Source organism: Bacillus sp. YBsi01, assembly GCF_038406745.1.
Classification (GTDB): Bacteria; Bacillota; Bacilli; order Bacillales; family Bacillaceae; genus Bacillus; species Bacillus siamensis.
Genome location: NZ_CP151679.1, coordinates 1,902,120 through 1,919,378, shown reverse-complemented (window position 1 = coordinate 1,919,378; position 17,259 = coordinate 1,902,120). Strand labels below are relative to the sequence as shown.

Here is a 17,259-nt window from a genome sequence, read left to right as displayed (position 1 = left end):
GCTTTGAAGATGACGTCGAGGAAGCTGTCGGATCTATTAAAACAGCGCCTGCAGCACGAGAACAGATCCTTCTTTTTTGACAGAGAAAAAGACACCCTCCGTGTTGAGGATCAAACGACCAAAAAAGGCATCACATTAGAACTTCCGCCGATCATCGCCAAGTGGGAGACGAAAAAAGAAGAAGCGATCGACGAGATCGTCTACTATGTGTCAGAAGCGATGGAGGCGATGGGAGGAAGCGGACAGGAGATGTCCGGAAAGGAAGCCGGAATTTATCCGGTGATCCGCTCCACGTCATTTCCTGATCAAACGGGCGACGGCATTCCGCTCGTGTATGATGACCATACCGCCGAAACCAGAATCTACTACGCTCTTGACCTCGGCAAGACGTACCGCTTAATTGACAGCCGGATGCTTGAGAAAGAAAACTGGACAAAAGAACGGATCAGGGAAACGGCATCATTCAATCTCCGCTCGCTCCCTTCGGTCGTGAAACAGGATACGGTTGCGGGCAATTATTTTTATTTTTTCAGAGCGAATGACGGCTATGACGCCAGCCGGATTCTCAATGATTCGATTCTTCATGAATACAAACAGGCCGCTGAAGGCGAATTAGCGATTTCTGTCCCGCATCAGGATGTATTAATACTTGCTGACATTCGAAATGAATCGGGTTATGATATTTTAGGGCAAATGTCCATGAGCTTCTTTGCAAGCGGCACGGTGCCGATTACGGCCCTTTCATTTCTCTATAATGAAGGCAGACTGGAACCTGTGTTTATCATGGCGAAAAGCCGGCCGAAAAAGGATTAGAAAGGATTTTTCTTATGAACGCTTTTTACAATAAAGAAGGTGTGGGAGATACGCTTCTGATCTCTCTTAAAGATGCAGCACGTGAAGAAATCGGCTATGAAAGAGAAGGCGATGTCGTCAGAATCTTTAACAAAGAAACAAAAGAAACGACGGGCTTTAATATTTTTAACGTATCTTCTTATTTACAGATTGAGGACAACGGCCCTGTCGCTTTGTCTGAGACATTCGTTCAGGACGTGAATGAAATACTGAACAGAAACGGCGTTTCAGAAACGCTGACAGTTGACCTTTCTCCGAAATTTGTTGTCGGTCATGTTGAATCGAAAGAAAAACATCCGAATGCGGATAAACTGAATATCTGCCAAGTGAATGTGGGAGAGGAAACCCTTCAAATCGTTTGCGGCGCGCCGAACGTAGACAAAGGACAAAAAGTCGTCGTTGCTAAAGTCGGCGCAGTGATGCCGAGCGGACTTGTCATTAAAGACGCTGAATTAAGAGGCGTTCCGTCAAGCGGCATGATCTGTTCCGCGAAAGAACTCGCTTTGCCGGATGCACCGTCGGAAAAAGGCATTCTCGTTCTTGAAGACAGCCGCGAGGCCGGCGAAGCATTTCAATTCTAACTCCCATAAATAAGTGCACAGAATCGAATGATGTGAGAGAAAGCTGTTAAGCAGGCCTGCTTAACGGCTTTCTTCAGTTGGGAGCTTAATCTTTTCTGAGCCGCCCGGCAGTGGTATACTAAATATCGTCCCAGACTACTAATAAGGGAGTTAGAGAGTGATTAAACATGAGTTGGCTGAATAAATTTTTTGACTTATTTTTAGGTGAAAAAGAAGAAGAGCATGAACATGAACATGAACCGAACACACATGCCCAAATCCCGAAACAGCAGATACCGGATCAGCCAGAAGGCAAATTAACGCGCATGGAAGATCCTAAAATATATTACGAATATCCGAAAGGGAATTTCCGCTTTCCTGTCGTTCCGGACGGCTATAAGCGAACGGAACAAAGACAGCAGGAAAGGCATGAACGCCGCCGCCAGCCGTCCCGGGGATATGCCGCCGCGACGGAGCATACGGAGCGGGAGCGGAAGCAGCATACATATGAAGAGCCGGAGCCGGTGAAAAAGCCCTTTAAACCGTCCTCCATTCCTTCACCGGTCTACGGTTTTCAATCTCAGCACAGCATTAAAAAAACGCCTAATCCGCAAAAACAGCGTGAAGAGAGCGTGACATTGCTGTCAGAGGAGCAATTTGTTCCGCCAAAGTCCGGTCAGGAAACGGAAAAAGAGCCCGCATTCACAGCATCCGGCATGACAAAACAGACGGACACCCGGCCGGAACCGTCTGTGAAACAAGAAACGGAAGAATTCCAGGCCGCCCAAAAAGAGCAGCCGCACACTGAGGCTGAGAATGCAAAAGAGCAAGTGTACAGTGCATCAGAACCGCGCCAGGCTAAAGACCTGCAGCAGCCGGAAAGCACGGAACCTGCCGGCTATACAGATCAACAAGAGCTGGAACAAACCGAGCCGCAGCCTTTAAATGAGACTGAGTATGAAGCGTCCCGGCCGTCTGAACACACGGAAGAACAAGCGCCGCAGCAGGAGGAGTATCAGCAGTCTGAGACGGAAGCCGCTCAAGCTTTTGAAACCGCTGGGGAACCGGTATATACATACTCAGAACCGGGGAATGAAGAGGAAGTTCAGCCGCAGTCTGAATCGCCTGAGGCTGACGCGGAACAAAAAGCAGATGAACAGCCTGAGTTCAACGAAGCCCCTCAGCATTCTGAACCGGAGCCTGAATCTGCAGTCATCGATCCGGCCGAAGCCCCGGCCCCGCCTGCCGAAGAAAAAACGAAGAATTACGAACAGCCCGTAAAAACGGCGGAGCGGCCGAAAGAGCGCAGTGTTCCGTTTAACGTCATGATGCTCAAAAGCGATAAACACAAGCAGACGAAGGCGCCAGAGGGCGGAGCGGGCTATGTTTTCCCGAATCTGTCGCTTCTGGACGTACCGCCGGCGCAGAGACATGACGACCAATCATGGATTGAAGAACAGCGCGAGCTTTTAAACGTCACGCTGAAAAACTTTAATGTGCGCGCCCAAGTCGTTCATGTCACACAAGGCCCGTCCGTCACAAGATTTGAAGTGCATCCTGAGCCGGGAGTGAAAGTAAACAAAATTACAAACTTAGCAGATGATATAAAGCTGAGTTTATCTGCCAAGGATATTCGGATTGAGGCGCCGATCCCCGGCAAAAACACGATCGGCATTGAAGTTCCGAACCGCGTAAGCAAGGTCGTTGATTTACGGCAGATGATCAGAAGCGCCGCTTTCAGGACGAATCCGTCTCCGCTTACAGCCGCGCTCGGTGTCGATATTTCTGGCAACCCGGTCGTCATTGATTTGAAAAAAATGCCGCACGGCTTGATTGCGGGTGCGACAGGATCGGGAAAAAGCGTCTGCATCAATACCATTTTGGTCAGTCTGCTTTATAAGGCAGATCCGAGCGATGTCAAAATGCTTTTGATTGATCCGAAAATGGTCGAGCTTGCGCCTTATAACCAAATTCCGCATTTAGTCAGCCCCGTCATCACGGACGCCAAAGCCGCAACCGCGGCGTTAAAATGGGTTGTGGAAGAGATGGAACGGCGATATGAACTGTTTGCCCATTCAGGTGTGAGAGATATCGGCCGCTTTAATGAATTAACGGCCGAGCATAAGACAGGCGAAAAGCTCCCGTACCTCGTAGTCGTTATTGATGAGCTTGCCGATTTAATGATGGTCGCGCCGAACGATGTGGAAGAAAGCATTGCCAGAATCGCGCAGAAAGCGAGAGCCTGCGGCATTCATCTCCTCGTCGCGACACAGCGTCCGTCTGTCGATGTCATTACCGGCATGATCAAGGCGAACATCCCGACGAGGATCGCATTCTCCGTCTCAAGTCAGGTCGATTCCAGAACGATTATCGACATGGCGGGGGCGGAAAAGCTGCTCGGAAAAGGCGACATGCTTTACTGGGAAAACGGTACCGGAAAACCGGTGCGTCTGCAGGGCAACTTTGTGTCAGACAGCGAGATCGACCGCGTCGTCTCTCATGTCAGAAAGCAGCTCCCGCCTTCTTATTTGTTTGAACAGGAAGAACTGATCAGGCAGGGAACCGCCCTCAAGGAAGAGGACGAGCTTTTTCCTGAGGCGTGCCAATTTGTCGTGGAGCAAAACAGCGCCAGCACCTCCAGCCTTCAAAGAAGGTTCAGGATCGGCTATAACCGTGCGGCGAGGCTGATTGACATGATGGAAGCTGAAGGCATGATCTCAGAAGCAAAGGGCAGCAAACCCCGCGAAGTGCTGATTACGGCTGCTGACATTACTCAAGAATAAGAATATCGTTCATTTTTCTCACAAACATGGTATGATAATGGATGGACCATCAAACAGCATCACTGTCACGCGCTGAAATATCATGCGGCAGGTTTAATCAAAAAGAAAGTTACAGATACTGACGATAACGTAAAAATAAATGGAAGCGCCGCTGTGCGGGCTTTTGCCCGCGGCGGTCGCAAAATGAAATGAGCGTCATATACTGGGGAACAGATAGACGTTTGTTGGAGGTACGATTATGACTGTTTATCATTTTGTTGGAATAAAAGGGACAGGTATGAGCCCGCTTGCTCAAATCCTGCATGATACAGGGTATCAGGTGCAGGGATCGGATATCGAGAAGCAGATTTTTACTCAGGCTGCCCTTGAAAAAAGAAATATCCCGATCTATCCGTTCAGCCCCGATAACATCAAACCGGGCTTAACGGTAATCGCCGGAAACGCATTCCCTGATTCTCATCCGGAAATCGCAAAGGCGCTCGCTGAAGGAATTCCTGTTATCAGATATCATAAATTTTTAGCTGAATATATGAAAAAATATACAAGTGTCGCGGTTACGGGCGCACACGGCAAGACGTCCACTACGGGTCTCTTGGCACACGTGATGCAGCAGGCGAAGCCGACTTCGTTTCTTATCGGAGACGGGACGGGCAGAGGAAATGAAAGCAGCGAATACTTTGTATTTGAAGCCTGCGAGTACCGCCGTCATTTCTTAAGCTATCAGCCTGATTATGCGATCATGACGAATATTGATTTTGATCACCCTGATTATTTCGCCAACATTGACGATGTGTTTGATGCTTTCCAAAACATGGCGCTTCAAGTCAACAAAGGCATCATTGCCTGCGGTGATGACGAGTATCTGCCGAAAATTCACGCCAATGTGCCTGTCGTTTATTACGGCACGGGAGAAGAAAACGATTTTCAAGCGAGAAACATCGTAAAAAATACGGAAGGCACGACATTTGACGTCTTTGTCCGCAATACGTTTTACGATACGTTCTACATCCCGGCATACGGCCATCACAATGTCCTCAATTCATTAGCGGTCATTGCGCTCTGCCACTATGAAGAGATAGACGTGAACATGATTAAGCGCGGACTTGAATCATTCGGCGGCGTCAAACGCAGATTCAATGAAAAAGTGATCGGCAGCCAGGTGCTGATAGACGACTACGCCCACCATCCGACTGAAATTAAAGTCACCATTGAGGCGGCGCGCCAAAAATATCCAGAACGTGAAATCATCGCGGTATTCCAGCCGCATACGTTTACACGGACGCAATCATTCCTTGATGAATTTGCAGAAAGCTTGAGCGCGGCCGATCGTGTGTATCTGTGCGACATTTTCGGCTCTGCCCGCGAGAACGTCGGCAAACTCACCATCACGGATCTGCAGGAAAAAATCGATAACGCAGAACTCATTGAAGAGAATGACACATCCGTGTTAAAAGCGCATAAAGACGCAGTGCTGATCTTTATGGGCGCCGGAGACATTCAAAAATATATGAGGGCCTATGAAAACGTCATAGCGTAACAAAAAAAGCAGTGGGGCTCTCACTGCTTTTTTGCGCGTGCTGCAAAGGGATTTACCGATAAACGGAGAAATAGTATACATACAGCCCCTTTCATATATGTTTATCATTTTAATAATTGGGTATATACCATTATATCCTGCAATAAGGAGGTATTAGATGATTATCATTCTTTACTTAAGCGTCGCACTCATTGCCGTAGCATTTCTCATCCTCGTCATTTATCTGTCAAAAACATTAAAGTCCGTGCAGATGACCTTAACAAACGTAGCGTCGACTTTAGACGGCCTTGAAGGGCAGATGAAGGGCATTACCGCAGAGACAACTGAGCTGTTACATAAGACAAACCGTCTCGCGGAAGACATTCAGGAAAAATCAGAGAAATTAAATACGGTTGTCCATGCTGTGCAGGAAGTGGGAACTTCCGTCCAGCAGTTTAATACATCCATAAAGCAGGCAGCCGGTTCCGTTTCGGCCTCTGTCAGAGAGAACCAGGATAAGATCAGTCAGGTTGTCACCTGGAGCCAGGCCGCTATGGAAATATGGGACAAGTGGAAGCAAAAGAAAAAAACATCGCTTTAATCATAAGAAAAATCCACTAAGGAGGAATCATAATGAGCAAAGATGGAATCAATAGTAAGGATTTTTTAATCGGAACGCTGATCGGGGGAATTATCGGCGCGACAACGGCATTGTTTTTGGCGCCTAAATCAGGCAAGGAGCTGCGCGACGATCTCGGCAGCCAGGCTTCTGCATTGAAAGATAGGACGGACAGAATGACGGCCGACGCGAAAGAAAAAGGCTCTCAATATGTCAGCATCGCCAAGGACAAAACATCTAACATCACCCAGCTGGTAGCTGATCAGTCAGGCCAGATTATGAATAAAGTGAAGGATTTAAAAGACCGTTCTAAGAGCACACTAACCGAGAAAGCCGAAGAGACGAGAAGCGAAATGCAGGACACGGCCCAAAGTATCAAAGCCGAAGCGGAAGATGCAGGGGAAAAAGCCGGTCAGGCAAATCGCTGATCTTCAATAAGGAGAGATAACAGACATGACAAAGCAGCTGATATCGTCAGAAGAAGAGTTCAAAAATGCCGCTGAGAAAGAAAGCACGTTCGTGTTTTTGAAACACAGCACAACCTGCCCGATCAGCCAAGCGGCGTTTCAGGAGTTTGACGCCTTTGCATCGGAGCATTCAGAAGTGCCTTCTTATTACCTGCAGGTGCAGGACAGCCGGCCGCTTTCAAACTATATTGCCGAGACATACGGCGTGAAACATGAAAGCCCGCAAGTATTCGTCATTACAAACGGCGAAGTGAAATGGCACGCGTCTCATTCCAAAATCACAAAAAACGCAATAGAGCAGCACCTTTCATAATTTACTGACCGCCGATGATACCGGCGGTTTTTTTTGAAAAAAACTATTGATCATTTCAGCCATATCATGTAGGATATCAATATACGTTACTTCAATGCATAAAAGCTTAAAAGCGTTTCGGTAATAAAGTAAAATGTGAAAAAATTTATTGTTTCATATTCCTATTTTCGCATAACTATAGTAAGATGCATGTTAACCATTAAAATAAAACATAGCATAGAAGGGATGAAAAAGATGAGCAACAAGGAATTAGAGAGCCTAAGACAGCAGGCAGACGCACTAAACTTACAAATCCTTAAATTAATCAATGAACGCGGAGCCGTTGTAAAAGAAATCGGTAAAGCCAAAGAAGCACAGGGTGTCAACCGATTTGACCCCGTCAGAGAGCGTACAATGCTTAACCGCATTATTGAAAGCAATGACGGCCCGTTTGAAAACTCAACAATCCAGCATATTTTCAAAGAAATTTTCAAAGCCGGCCTTGAGCTTCAAGAAGAGGATCACAGCAAAGCGTTGCTCGTCTCCCGGAAGAAAAAAGCAGAAGATACGATCGTTGACATTAAAGGCGAAAAAGTCGGTGACGGCGATCAGAGATTCATCGTCGGTCCTTGTGCCGTAGAAAGCTATGAGCAGGTTGCGGAAGTAGCGGCCGCTGCGAAAAAACAAGGCATTAAAATCCTGCGCGGAGGTGCGTTCAAACCCCGCACAAGCCCGTATGATTTCCAAGGTCTCGGCGTAGAAGGCCTGCAAATCCTCAAACGCGTCGCTGATGAATATGACCTCGCGGTGATCAGTGAAATCGTTACGCCTGCCCACATTGAGCAAGCGATTGATTACATTGACGTCATTCAGATCGGCGCACGTAACATGCAAAACTTTGAATTGCTGAAAGCCGCCGGTTCGGTTAAAAAGCCGGTATTGTTAAAACGCGGTCTTGCCGCAACGATTTCAGAATTCATCAATGCAGCTGAATACATCATGTCACAAGGAAATGACCAAATCATTCTTTGTGAGCGCGGAATCAGAACGTACGAAACAGCAACGAGAAACACGCTTGACATTTCTGCCGTGCCGATTTTGAAACAGGAAACTCACTTGCCGGTGTTTGTTGACGTCACACATTCAACAGGCCGCCGCGATCTCCTGCTTCCGACAGCAAAAGCGGCGCTTGCGATCGGCGCTGACGGCGTGATGGCCGAAGTTCACCCTGATCCTTCCGTTGCCCTTTCAGACTCTGCGCAGCAGATGGATATACCTGAATTCGAGAAATGGCTGAACGAATTAAAGCCGATGGTGAAAGTAAAAGCATAATAAAGTGTTCCGTTCTTTAAGGGCCGCCTCGTGCGGCCCTTTTTCGTTTCTTCATTTTATTTAATTATAAAATGGAAGTGAACGTTTTCATCACTGGGAAAAACGTGTATAATTTCATGAGAAGTATTTAAATTTGATGAATAATGAAAAATAATGTACACTACTGACTTACGCTTACAACCATAAACGACAGAATGCGAAAACGCACGACATTTCTTTACATAAAGTGTTTATGCTATAGATAAGGATAAGTGTATCCAGTAAAAGGAGTGGTTTCAGTGAGCAACATTACGATATACGATGTGGCCAGAGAAGCAAATGTCAGCATGGCGACTGTTTCCCGCGTCGTAAACGGCAATCCGAATGTAAAACCGACGACCAGAAAAAAAGTATTGGAAGCCATTGACCGGCTCGGCTACCGCCCGAACGCGGTGGCAAGAGGACTGGCAAGCAAAAAAACGACAACGGTCGGCGTCATCATCCCTGATATCTCAAGCATTTTCTACTCGGAACTTGCCCGGGGAATTGAAGATATCGCGACGATGTACAAATATAATATTATTTTAAGCAACTCGGACCAAAACCTCGAGAAGGAACTGCACCTGTTAAACACGATGCTCGGCAAACAAGTGGACGGTATCGTATTTATGGGCGGCAACATTACGGACGAGCATGTCGAAGAATTTAAGCGCTCTCCTGTGCCGATCGTATTGGCGGCATCAGTGGAAGAACAGGCAGAGACGCCTTCTGTCGCCATTGATTATGAACAGGCGATTTATGATGCCGTTAAGCTTTTCGTTGAGAAAGGGCATCACGATATCGCATTTGTCTCCGGACCGATGGCAGAGCCGATCAACCGCTCGAAAAAACTGCAAGGGTACAGACGGGCGCTTGAAGAAGCGGGCATCCCGTTTAATGAGCAGTTCGTAGCGGAAGGCGATTACACCTATGATTCCGGAATGGAGGCGCTTCAAAGCTTAATGGGCCTTGAGCGGAAGCCGACGGCAATCCTTTCTGCAACGGATGAAATGGCGCTCGGCATTATTCATGCGGCTCAGGATCAAGGTCTGTCGATTCCTGACGATCTTGATATTATCGGTTTTGACAATACGAGATTGAGCCTGATGGTCCGCCCTCAGCTTTCCACAGTCGTGCAGCCTACTTACGATATCGGAGCCGTGGCGATGAGGCTTTTGACAAAACTGATGAACAAAGAGCCGGTTGAAGAGCATATCGTTGAGCTGCCTCACCGCATCGAATTAAGACAATCAACAAAGTCATAAAAAAACGGAAAAGCAAGCTTCACTCTGAGGAGTGGAATCTTGCTTTTTTACTTGAGTAAGGAGAAGATATGAAACGTTTTGATTATCTGACACCCGTTGGATTTATGTTAGGATGTATTATTGTCGCAATCGGAATTCTCTCAGGAACGGGACTTGCGGGAATCAGTTCATTTTTAGATCTGACTTCTTTTTTAATCGTCACAGGCGGCCTTGCCGCGGCGGTCTTTATCAGCTTTCCGCCTCGCGATTTAAAGAAAACCCCTTCTGTTTTAAAACAGGTATTTTCCCGTCAGGATGACAATGTAAAGGACCTTGTCAGAGTATTCGTCAGCCTTGCGGAGCAGGCGCGAAGACAGGGGCTTCTGTCTCTGGAGGACCGGGCGCGCGAGATCAAGGATCCGTTTTTGAAAAAAGGGCTTTTGCTTGCGATTGACGGCTGGGATGAAGAAACGATCCGGCTGGTGATGGATTCTGAGATCGCCGCGATGGAAGAACGACACAGAAAAGGAAGGCGCGTTTTTGAAAAAGCCGGTGATTTCGCGCCCGCCTGGGGAATGATCGGGACGCTTGTCGGACTCGTGCTCATGCTTAAAAATTTAAATGACCCGCATACCCTCGGGCCGAACATGGCTGTTGCGCTATTGACGACGCTGTACGGCGCGCTGCTTGCCAATCTCGTGTTTATCCCTATCGCGGCAAAGCTTGAAGAAAAAACGGAAAGTGAAATTTTCATCAAACAAGTTATGATCGAAGGGGTTGTCGGCATCCAATCGGGAAAAAATCCCCGCAACCTCGAAAGTCAGCTCGTCGTTTTCAGCTCAAGAGAAGACTGGCGTAAAGAGCAGCCTGCGAACAAGAAAAAGGGCGCTGTCCATGAAGCTTAGAAGAGAGCGTTTTGAAAGAAGAAACAAACCGGAAAATTCCGGCGGTTCACCAAGATGGATGGTAACGTTCGCTGACTTGATCACGCTCATTCTTGTGTTCTTTATATTGCTTTTTTCGATGTCGCAAATAGACGCGGAAAAATTTCAATCAGCCGTTTCATCGATTCATACAGACGGCAGCGGGGGTGAACCGGCGTCATCAGACAAAGCAAACGAAAATAAAGAACAGGATTTGCTGCTGCAGAACGTGAAAACATACATAAAATCGCACCATTTGAGTTCCAAATTAACGGCGAAGCGCGATGAGCGCGGAGTGGTTCTTGTGCTGCAGGAGGCCGTTCTGTTTCAGACAGGGAAAGCGGATGTGCTGAAAAACGCCGAGCCAGTCCTGCATCAGATCGCAGTGCTTTTGAAAACAATTCCGAATGACATTCAAGTGGAAGGCCATACGGACAGCCGCCGGATTTCCACCTATCAATTCCCGTCGAACTGGGAGCTGTCGTCTGCAAGAGCGGCGAGTGTGATCCGGTATTTTACCGCGAAAGAAGACTTTTCCGCCAAACGGTTTATTTCAGTCGGATACGCGGATACGAAACCTGTGAAGGACAACAAAAGCCCCGGTCATATGAATGAAAACCGCCGTGTGGAAATTGTCATAAAAAAAACGACCTCCTCGTAAGGGTCGTTTTTTTATTTTGTTTTATACCGCTGTTCAGACCGGATGGCAAAAAGCGCTTTTTCCACGGTTTGGGCGTTTTTTTCTGATATTTCTTCTTTTCGGGGAATCGGAGGATATAATTGTTCAGGGTCACTCCAAAACGCGGGCAGGGTATAGGGCGAGTGTTTCTGCCATTTATGAATCCACTCCTGCGGTATGCGCTCCCCGGGATCAATCCCTTTCATCTCAAGCCATATACGGCTCCATGCTCTAGGAACCACTCGCCAAATATCGTATCCGCCTCCGCCGACCGCGATCCATCTGCCGCTGCAATGTTGATGGGCTAATGAGTGAGCGAGCCGGGGGATTTCCTGATAAATGGAGATGGTAGTGGACAGGTGTGTCAATGGGTCGTAATAATGGGCGTCCGCTCCGTTCTGGGTCAGGATTACATCCGGCTTAAAAAAAGCCGCGATTTCTGAAGCGGCCGTTTTGTAAGCGTGAAGAAAGGAATCGTCCTCTGTGAAAGCGTCCAGCGGAATGTTAAAAGAATAGCCGTAGCCTTGCCCGCTTCCTTTTTCCAGCACTTGTCCCGTCCCGGGAAATAAATAACGCCCGGTTTCGTGAAATGAAACTGTGCAGACATCTGACCTGTCGTAAAACGTAAATTGAACGCCGTCGCCGTGATGAGCGTCGGTATCAATGTATAACACTTTTGCCCCGTAGTTTTTCTGAATGTATTGGATGGCCACGGCGCTGTCATTATAAATACAAAAGCCCGATGCCCTGCCGCGGAAGCCGTGGTGAAGGCCCCCGCCTAAATTGCAGGCATGCCTCGCCTGTCCCGTCATGACATAATCAGCCGCTGTTAAGGTGCCGCCCACCAGAAGCGACGCAGCTTCATGCATGCCGGCAAAAACGGGGGTGTCTTCCGTTCCGAGCCCGTAGCTTTCTCCTTCTGCGGCAGGGAGCCGGCCCGCCCCCGCTAGTTCAACCGCCTGTATGTAATCCTCTGTATGAACGAGTGCCAGCTCTTCTTTAGAAGCCATGCGCGGAGCGGCGATATCTCCCTCTTCAAACGCGTCCGCCGCCTGAAGCAGCTCGTATGTCAAAAGCACGCGCTGCTGATTGAACGGGTGATCCTGGTGAAATTGATACGTCTGATAAGAAGGCGAGTAAACAAAAACGCTGTCTCTCATGACTGATCCCTCAATTGTTTCGGCCACAAGACATTATACCCGGCTTCATGAACGCTGCGGATAAAAGGGAGCGGATTCATCGTCTTCACCCGGAAGACGAGTATATTTGCCCCGGCGGAATCATGGGGGTAAACGAGCACGCTCAAGATTTGCAGCTGAAGATCGCGGCACATGCAGCTGAGATCAGCAAGGCTTTTGGTCATATCCGTCACCAAAATTTCCACCTGTGATCCCGGCTGGGCTGCGCCTGTCAGGCTGACAAAGGTCCGGAGTACATCGGTTTTGGTTAAAATGCCCGTCAGCTTATGATTTACCGTAATCGGCAGACATCCGATGCCATGCTCATAGAAAGAAGCCGATATTTCCTCTACGAAATCAAGCGGATGGGCGCAGATGACATTCCGTTTCATAATGGTTTCCACTTTGTTTGTCAGAAACACGACGCGGTCTTCTTGTTTAAAGCTGCCCGGGCCTGCCTGTTTAATGTCTCTGTCTGTGACGATGCCGCTAACGTGCAGTTCTTCGTCGATGACAGGGAGATGGCGGATATGATATGCCTTCATTTTATGTACGGCTGTTTCTATGGAGTCGTTTTTTGTGACGGTGATGACGTCCCGTTTCATGATTTGTTCTGCAATCATCTTTTTATCCCCTTTGTATGTCAGTCAATACATAAATCGCTGATAAAAACGAAGTCTGTCGAACTGTTCAATTGACTCCTGACTGACGTGCCTGCCGATGCGGGCCATCAGACAATTGGCCGGATGAGAGCTGATTTCCGGTTCATCCGTTGCAAACCAGACAAGACCTCCGGCATTCATCATCTTTTCCATGATCTTTCTGTACTCCCACACGTCTTTTTTCATCCCTTTTAAATCCCAATGCCAGTAATATTCTGTCGTCATGATGATGTACCGTTCCATCTGTTCATCCATCATGCTGACAGTCAGCAAAGTTTTTCCGACAGAACAGCCTCTGTAGCCGGGAGCGACCTCGATCGCCCCGAGTTCAAGGAGATCTTCCATATTTCCGTCAGACCACCGTTCAAGCGGATCAGGATATAAATACGTCACATAGCCGATAATCGTCTCTCCGTCCCTGGCGATGATGATCCGCCCTTCGGGAAGCCCGGCTATTTCGACTAACGCTTTGTGCTGTTCATGAGGAAGGCGAAAGGCTGTCAGGCCTTCATGAAACTCATACTGTGCTAAGTTCTCTGGAGGAACGGGCCCTTCTACCAAAAGAGGGCCGGCTGCTGTCTGAATAGATGAAGAATGGTACGTTTTATGATGTTTCACTGATTCACCGCCTGTCGGTTCTTAATAAAAACACATCTCCTTTAAGCATAACAAAATATAAAGCGTTTTCAATAGTACGGTAATTTATATTTTAAAAATTGAGAAAACTGTGAACATCTACTATAATTAGTCTATAGATAAGCAAAGGGGGATGTTGCATGAATTTGAAAACGTTGCCAGCGGAAAAGGGGAATTATCATCTGCAAAATTATGAGGAAACATACCGCAGCTTCGATTGGAAAGAAGTCGAGACGGAGTTTTCCTGGCATCAGACCGGAAAGCTGAATGCCGCGTACGAAGCGATTGACCGTCATGCCGAATCATTTCGCAAAAACAAAGTAGCGCTGTATTACAAGGACGCAAACCGGGAAGAAAAATACACGTTTAAAGAAATGATGGAGGAATCGAATCGGGCGGGAAATGTGCTGAGACGGTATGGAAACGTTGAAAAAGGGGACCGCGTTTTCATTTTCATGCCGCGTTCGCCGGAGCTTTATTTTATCATGCTCGGCGCAATTAAAATCGGTGCGATTGCCGGCCCTTTATTTGAAGCATTTATGGAAGGCGCCGTGAAAGACCGCCTGTTGAACAGTCAGGCCAAGGTTGTCGTGACAACACCTGAACTGGCTGAACGGATTCCGGCGGACAGCCTGCCCGACCTGAAGCATATCTTCATTGTCGGCGGCAGCAAAGAAGCCGGAGATAAAATCATTCATTATGATAAAGCGGCTGAAGGAGAAAGCACGAGACTTGATATTGAATGGATGGACAGAAGAGACGGCTACCTGCTTCACTATACATCAGGGTCAACAGGAACGCCTAAAGGCGTGCTTCACGTTCATGAAGCCATGATTCAGCAATACCAGACCGGCAAGTGGGTGCTTGATCTTAAAGAGGACGATATATATTGGTGCACGGCGGACCCGGGCTGGGTGACCGGGACGGTGTACGGGATTTTTGCGCCGTGGCTGAACGGAGCGGCGAATGTGATCGTCGGCGGCAGATTCAGTCCGGAAAATTGGTACGGCACGATTGAAAAGCTCGGTGTAAGCGTATGGTACAGCGCTCCGACGGCTTTCAGAATGCTTATGGGCGCCGGAGATGAAATGGCGTCCAAATTTGATCTGACTTCACTTCGTCACATCCTGAGTGTCGGAGAACCTTTAAACCCGGAGGTCATTAAGTGGGGACATAAAGTATTCGGCAAGCGCATTCACGATACGTGGTGGATGACGGAAACAGGCGGGCAGCTTATCTGCAATTATCCGTGCATGGAGATCAAGCCGGGTTCAATGGGGAAACCCATTCCGGGAGTGGAAGCGGCGATCGTTGATAACCAAGGGAATGAGCTTCCGCCGTACCGAATGGGGAACCTCGCCATTAAAAAGGGCTGGCCGTCCATGATGGATTCCATTTGGAATAACAAAGAAAAATATGAATCTTATTTCATGCCGGGCGGCTGGTATGTTTCCGGAGATTCAGCTTATATGGATGAAGACGGTTATTTTTGGTTCCAAGGCAGAGTCGATGACGTCATTATGACATCCGGCGAGCGCGTCGGCCCGTTTGAAGTCGAAAGCAAACTTGTTGAACATCCGGCGATTGCTGAAGCCGGTGTCATCGGAAAGCCGGATCCTGTCCGGGGAGAAATTATTAAAGCATTTATCGCGCTCAGAGAAGGGCATGAGCCATCCGATCAGCTGAAGGAGGACATTCGCCTCTTTGTAAAACAAGGGCTTGCCGCCCATGCCGCACCTCGGGAAATTGAATTCAAAGATAAACTTCCGAAAACACGGAGCGGAAAAATCATGAGACGTGTGCTGAAGGCGTGGGAGCTGAACCTGCCGGCAGGCGACCTGTCCACAATGGAAGATTAAAGAGACGGCGTTGACATCACATCTTATTTATGTTAAAAATGAGTAAGCTTCATACGAAAAGGTTTTGATTGAGACAAGTAGGATATCTGATTGTTCCAGAGAGCTGATGGCCGGTGAAAATCAGCACATAAGATATGCCGAATACACTCATGAACCGCTTTTGCGAACAAAGCCCTTCCAAGGCTTTCAGTAGTGGAAGAACGGACACGGTCCGTTATCAAAAAGAGTGATAAAAGCTTTTTTATGCTTTTATTAGTAGGGTGGTACCGCGATTATATCGTCCCTTCGTTTTAAACGAAGGGGCGTTTTTTATTTCCATAAAAAAGGAGCAGACAAATGACTAACTTATTAGAAGATTTATCATTCCGCGGCTTAATCCAGCAAATGACGGATGAAGAAGGACTGAATAAACAGCTGAACGAAGAAAAAATCCGTTTATACTCAGGTTTCGACCCGACGGCGGACAGCCTGCACATCGGACACCTTCTGCCGATATTGACACTGCGCCGTTTCCAGCTTGCAGGCCACCATCCGATTGCGCTTGTAGGCGGAGCGACGGGGCTGATCGGCGATCCGAGCGGTAAAAAAGCGGAGCGTACGTTAAATACTCAGGATATCGTTGTCGAATGGTCGCAAAAAATTAAAAATCAGCTTTCCCGATTTTTAGATTTCGATGCAGGAGAAAACCCAGCTGTCATAGCGAATAACTTTGACTGGATCGGAAAAATGAGCATCATTGATTTTCTCCGCGACGTCGGAAAGAACTTCGGAATCAACTACATGCTTGCGAAAGATACTGTAAGCTCAAGAATTGAAACCGGAATTTCTTACACGGAATTCAGCTACATGATCCTGCAATCCTACGATTTTCTGAATCTGTACAGAGAAAAGAACTGCAAACTCCAAATCGGAGGCAGTGACCAGTGGGGCAACATCACGGCAGGTCTTGAACTGATCAGAAAATCGGAAGAAGAAGGGGCGAAAGCGTTCGGCCTTACCATTCCGCTCGTCACAAAAGCTGACGGCACGAAATTCGGCAAAACAGAAGGCGGCGCGATTTGGCTTGATAAAGAAAAGACATCGCCGTATGAATTCTACCAATTCTGGATCAATACAGATGACCGTGACGTCGTCAAATATTTAAAATACTTTACTTTCTTATCAAAAGAGGAAATTGAAGCTTATGCTGAAAAAGCGGAGACGGCTCCAGAGAAAAGGGAAGCGCAGAAACGCCTTGCTGAAGAAGTGACTGTACTTGTACACGGCCGTGAAGCGTTTGAGCAGGCCGTTCATATTTCTCAGGCGCTGTTCAGCGGCAATATTAAAGAGCTTTCCGCTCAAGACGTCAAGGTAGGTTTTAAAGACGTGCCTTCACTTGAAAAAGACCGCTCTGAAGAACTGTCTTTAGTAGACGTGCTTGTGGAATCTAAGCTGTCGCCTTCAAAACGGCAGGCCCGCGAAGACATTCAAAACGGGGCTGTTTACATTAACGGAGAGCGCCAGACGGATATCGGTCATCTGCTGACGGCGGAAGACCGCATCGAAGATCAATTTACCGTACTGCGCCGCGGAAAGAAAAAATACTTCCTGATCACATACTGAAAATAAAGAGCAGTCCGGCCGCTCAATGCGGCAGGCT

General features: G+C 47.7%; 16 protein-coding genes and 1 other annotated feature. Of the genes, 13 read left to right on the top strand and 3 right to left on the bottom strand.

Going from position 1 to position 17,259, the window contains the following annotated elements:
- Positions 1-3: 3 nt before the first annotated feature.
- From AADZ70_RS09520 to motS, 11 genes are all read left to right on the top strand, one after another.
- A complete protein-coding gene (locus AADZ70_RS09520; protein ID WP_016938539.1) occupies positions 4-813 on the top strand; it encodes a DUF1444 domain-containing protein in 810 nt (269 codons plus the stop codon).
- 14 nt (positions 814-827) lie between these two features.
- Positions 828-1,433: a YtpR family tRNA-binding protein gene (ytpR, locus tag AADZ70_RS09515; protein ID WP_016938540.1), complete on the top strand. Its 606-nt coding sequence runs from the start codon at positions 828-830 to the stop codon at positions 1,431-1,433.
- Between the two features lie 167 nt (positions 1,434-1,600).
- On the top strand, positions 1,601-4,195 hold the full coding sequence (locus AADZ70_RS09510; RefSeq protein ID WP_342006949.1) for a DNA translocase FtsK: 2,595 nt from the start codon (positions 1,601-1,603) through the stop codon (positions 4,193-4,195).
- Between the two features lie 238 nt (positions 4,196-4,433).
- Positions 4,434-5,732, top strand: a complete 1,299-nt coding sequence (gene murC, locus AADZ70_RS09505) for a UDP-N-acetylmuramate--L-alanine ligase (RefSeq protein ID WP_016938542.1) — start codon at positions 4,434-4,436, stop codon at positions 5,730-5,732.
- Between the two features lie 157 nt (positions 5,733-5,889).
- Entirely contained in the window at positions 5,890-6,312 is a 423-nt protein-coding gene (locus AADZ70_RS09500; RefSeq protein WP_016938543.1) for a DUF948 domain-containing protein, read from the top strand.
- 32 nt (positions 6,313-6,344) lie between these two features.
- Positions 6,345-6,758, top strand: a complete 414-nt coding sequence (locus AADZ70_RS09495) for a YtxH domain-containing protein (RefSeq protein WP_016938544.1) — start codon at positions 6,345-6,347, stop codon at positions 6,756-6,758.
- A gap of 25 nt (positions 6,759-6,783) precedes the next feature.
- Entirely contained in the window at positions 6,784-7,110 is a 327-nt protein-coding gene (gene ytxJ, locus AADZ70_RS09490; protein ID WP_064777628.1) for a bacillithiol system redox-active protein YtxJ, read from the top strand.
- 234 nt (positions 7,111-7,344) lie between these two features.
- Positions 7,345-8,421: a bifunctional 3-deoxy-7-phosphoheptulonate synthase/chorismate mutase gene (locus AADZ70_RS09485; RefSeq protein WP_016938546.1), complete on the top strand. Its 1,077-nt coding sequence runs from the start codon at positions 7,345-7,347 to the stop codon at positions 8,419-8,421.
- 278 nt (positions 8,422-8,699) lie between these two features.
- A complete protein-coding gene (ccpA, locus tag AADZ70_RS09480; RefSeq protein ID WP_342006948.1) occupies positions 8,700-9,704 on the top strand; it encodes a catabolite control protein A in 1,005 nt (334 codons plus the stop codon).
- A 68-nt stretch (positions 9,705-9,772) separates the two neighbouring features.
- Positions 9,773-10,588 (top strand): flagellar motor protein MotP, encoded by an 816-nt coding sequence (motP, locus tag AADZ70_RS09475; protein WP_016938548.1) that lies wholly within the window; start codon positions 9,773-9,775, stop codon positions 10,586-10,588.
- Positions 10,578-11,267, top strand: a complete 690-nt coding sequence (motS, locus tag AADZ70_RS09470; protein WP_049627187.1) for a flagellar motor protein MotS — start codon at positions 10,578-10,580, stop codon at positions 11,265-11,267. Before motP ends, motS begins: the two co-directional genes overlap by 11 nt.
- A gap of 11 nt (positions 11,268-11,278) precedes the next feature.
- Here the strand turns inward: motS and AADZ70_RS09465 are convergent, their stop codons facing one another.
- From AADZ70_RS09465 to AADZ70_RS09455, 3 genes are read right to left on the bottom strand one after another with little or no spacing between them, the layout of a single operon-like run.
- On the bottom strand, positions 11,279-12,445 hold the full coding sequence (locus AADZ70_RS09465) for an acetoin utilization protein AcuC (protein WP_016938550.1): 1,167 nt from the start codon (positions 12,443-12,445) through the stop codon (positions 11,279-11,281).
- Positions 12,442-13,086 carry an acetoin utilization AcuB family protein gene (locus AADZ70_RS09460; protein ID WP_342006947.1) on the bottom strand — a complete coding sequence of 215 codons (645 nt, stop codon included), beginning with the start codon at positions 13,084-13,086 and terminating at the stop codon, positions 12,442-12,444. Before AADZ70_RS09460 ends, AADZ70_RS09465 begins: the two co-directional genes overlap by 4 nt.
- Before the next feature lie 24 nt (positions 13,087-13,110).
- A complete protein-coding gene (locus AADZ70_RS09455) occupies positions 13,111-13,743 on the bottom strand; it encodes a GNAT family N-acetyltransferase (protein ID WP_045926814.1) in 633 nt (210 codons plus the stop codon).
- 158 nt (positions 13,744-13,901) lie between these two features.
- On the opposite strand from AADZ70_RS09455, the gene acsA reads away from it, so the two are divergent.
- Together acsA and tyrS are read left to right on the top strand one after the other, a co-directional pair.
- On the top strand, positions 13,902-15,620 hold the full coding sequence (gene acsA, locus AADZ70_RS09450) for an acetate--CoA ligase (RefSeq protein ID WP_342008032.1): 1,719 nt from the start codon (positions 13,902-13,904) through the stop codon (positions 15,618-15,620).
- 55 nt (positions 15,621-15,675) lie between these two features.
- Positions 15,676-15,908, top strand: a binding site (T-box leader).
- Positions 15,909-15,956: 48 nt separating this feature from the next.
- Entirely contained in the window at positions 15,957-17,222 is a 1,266-nt protein-coding gene (gene tyrS / locus AADZ70_RS09445) for a tyrosine--tRNA ligase (RefSeq protein ID WP_016938554.1), read from the top strand.
- The last annotated feature ends 37 nt before the right edge of the window (positions 17,223-17,259 follow it).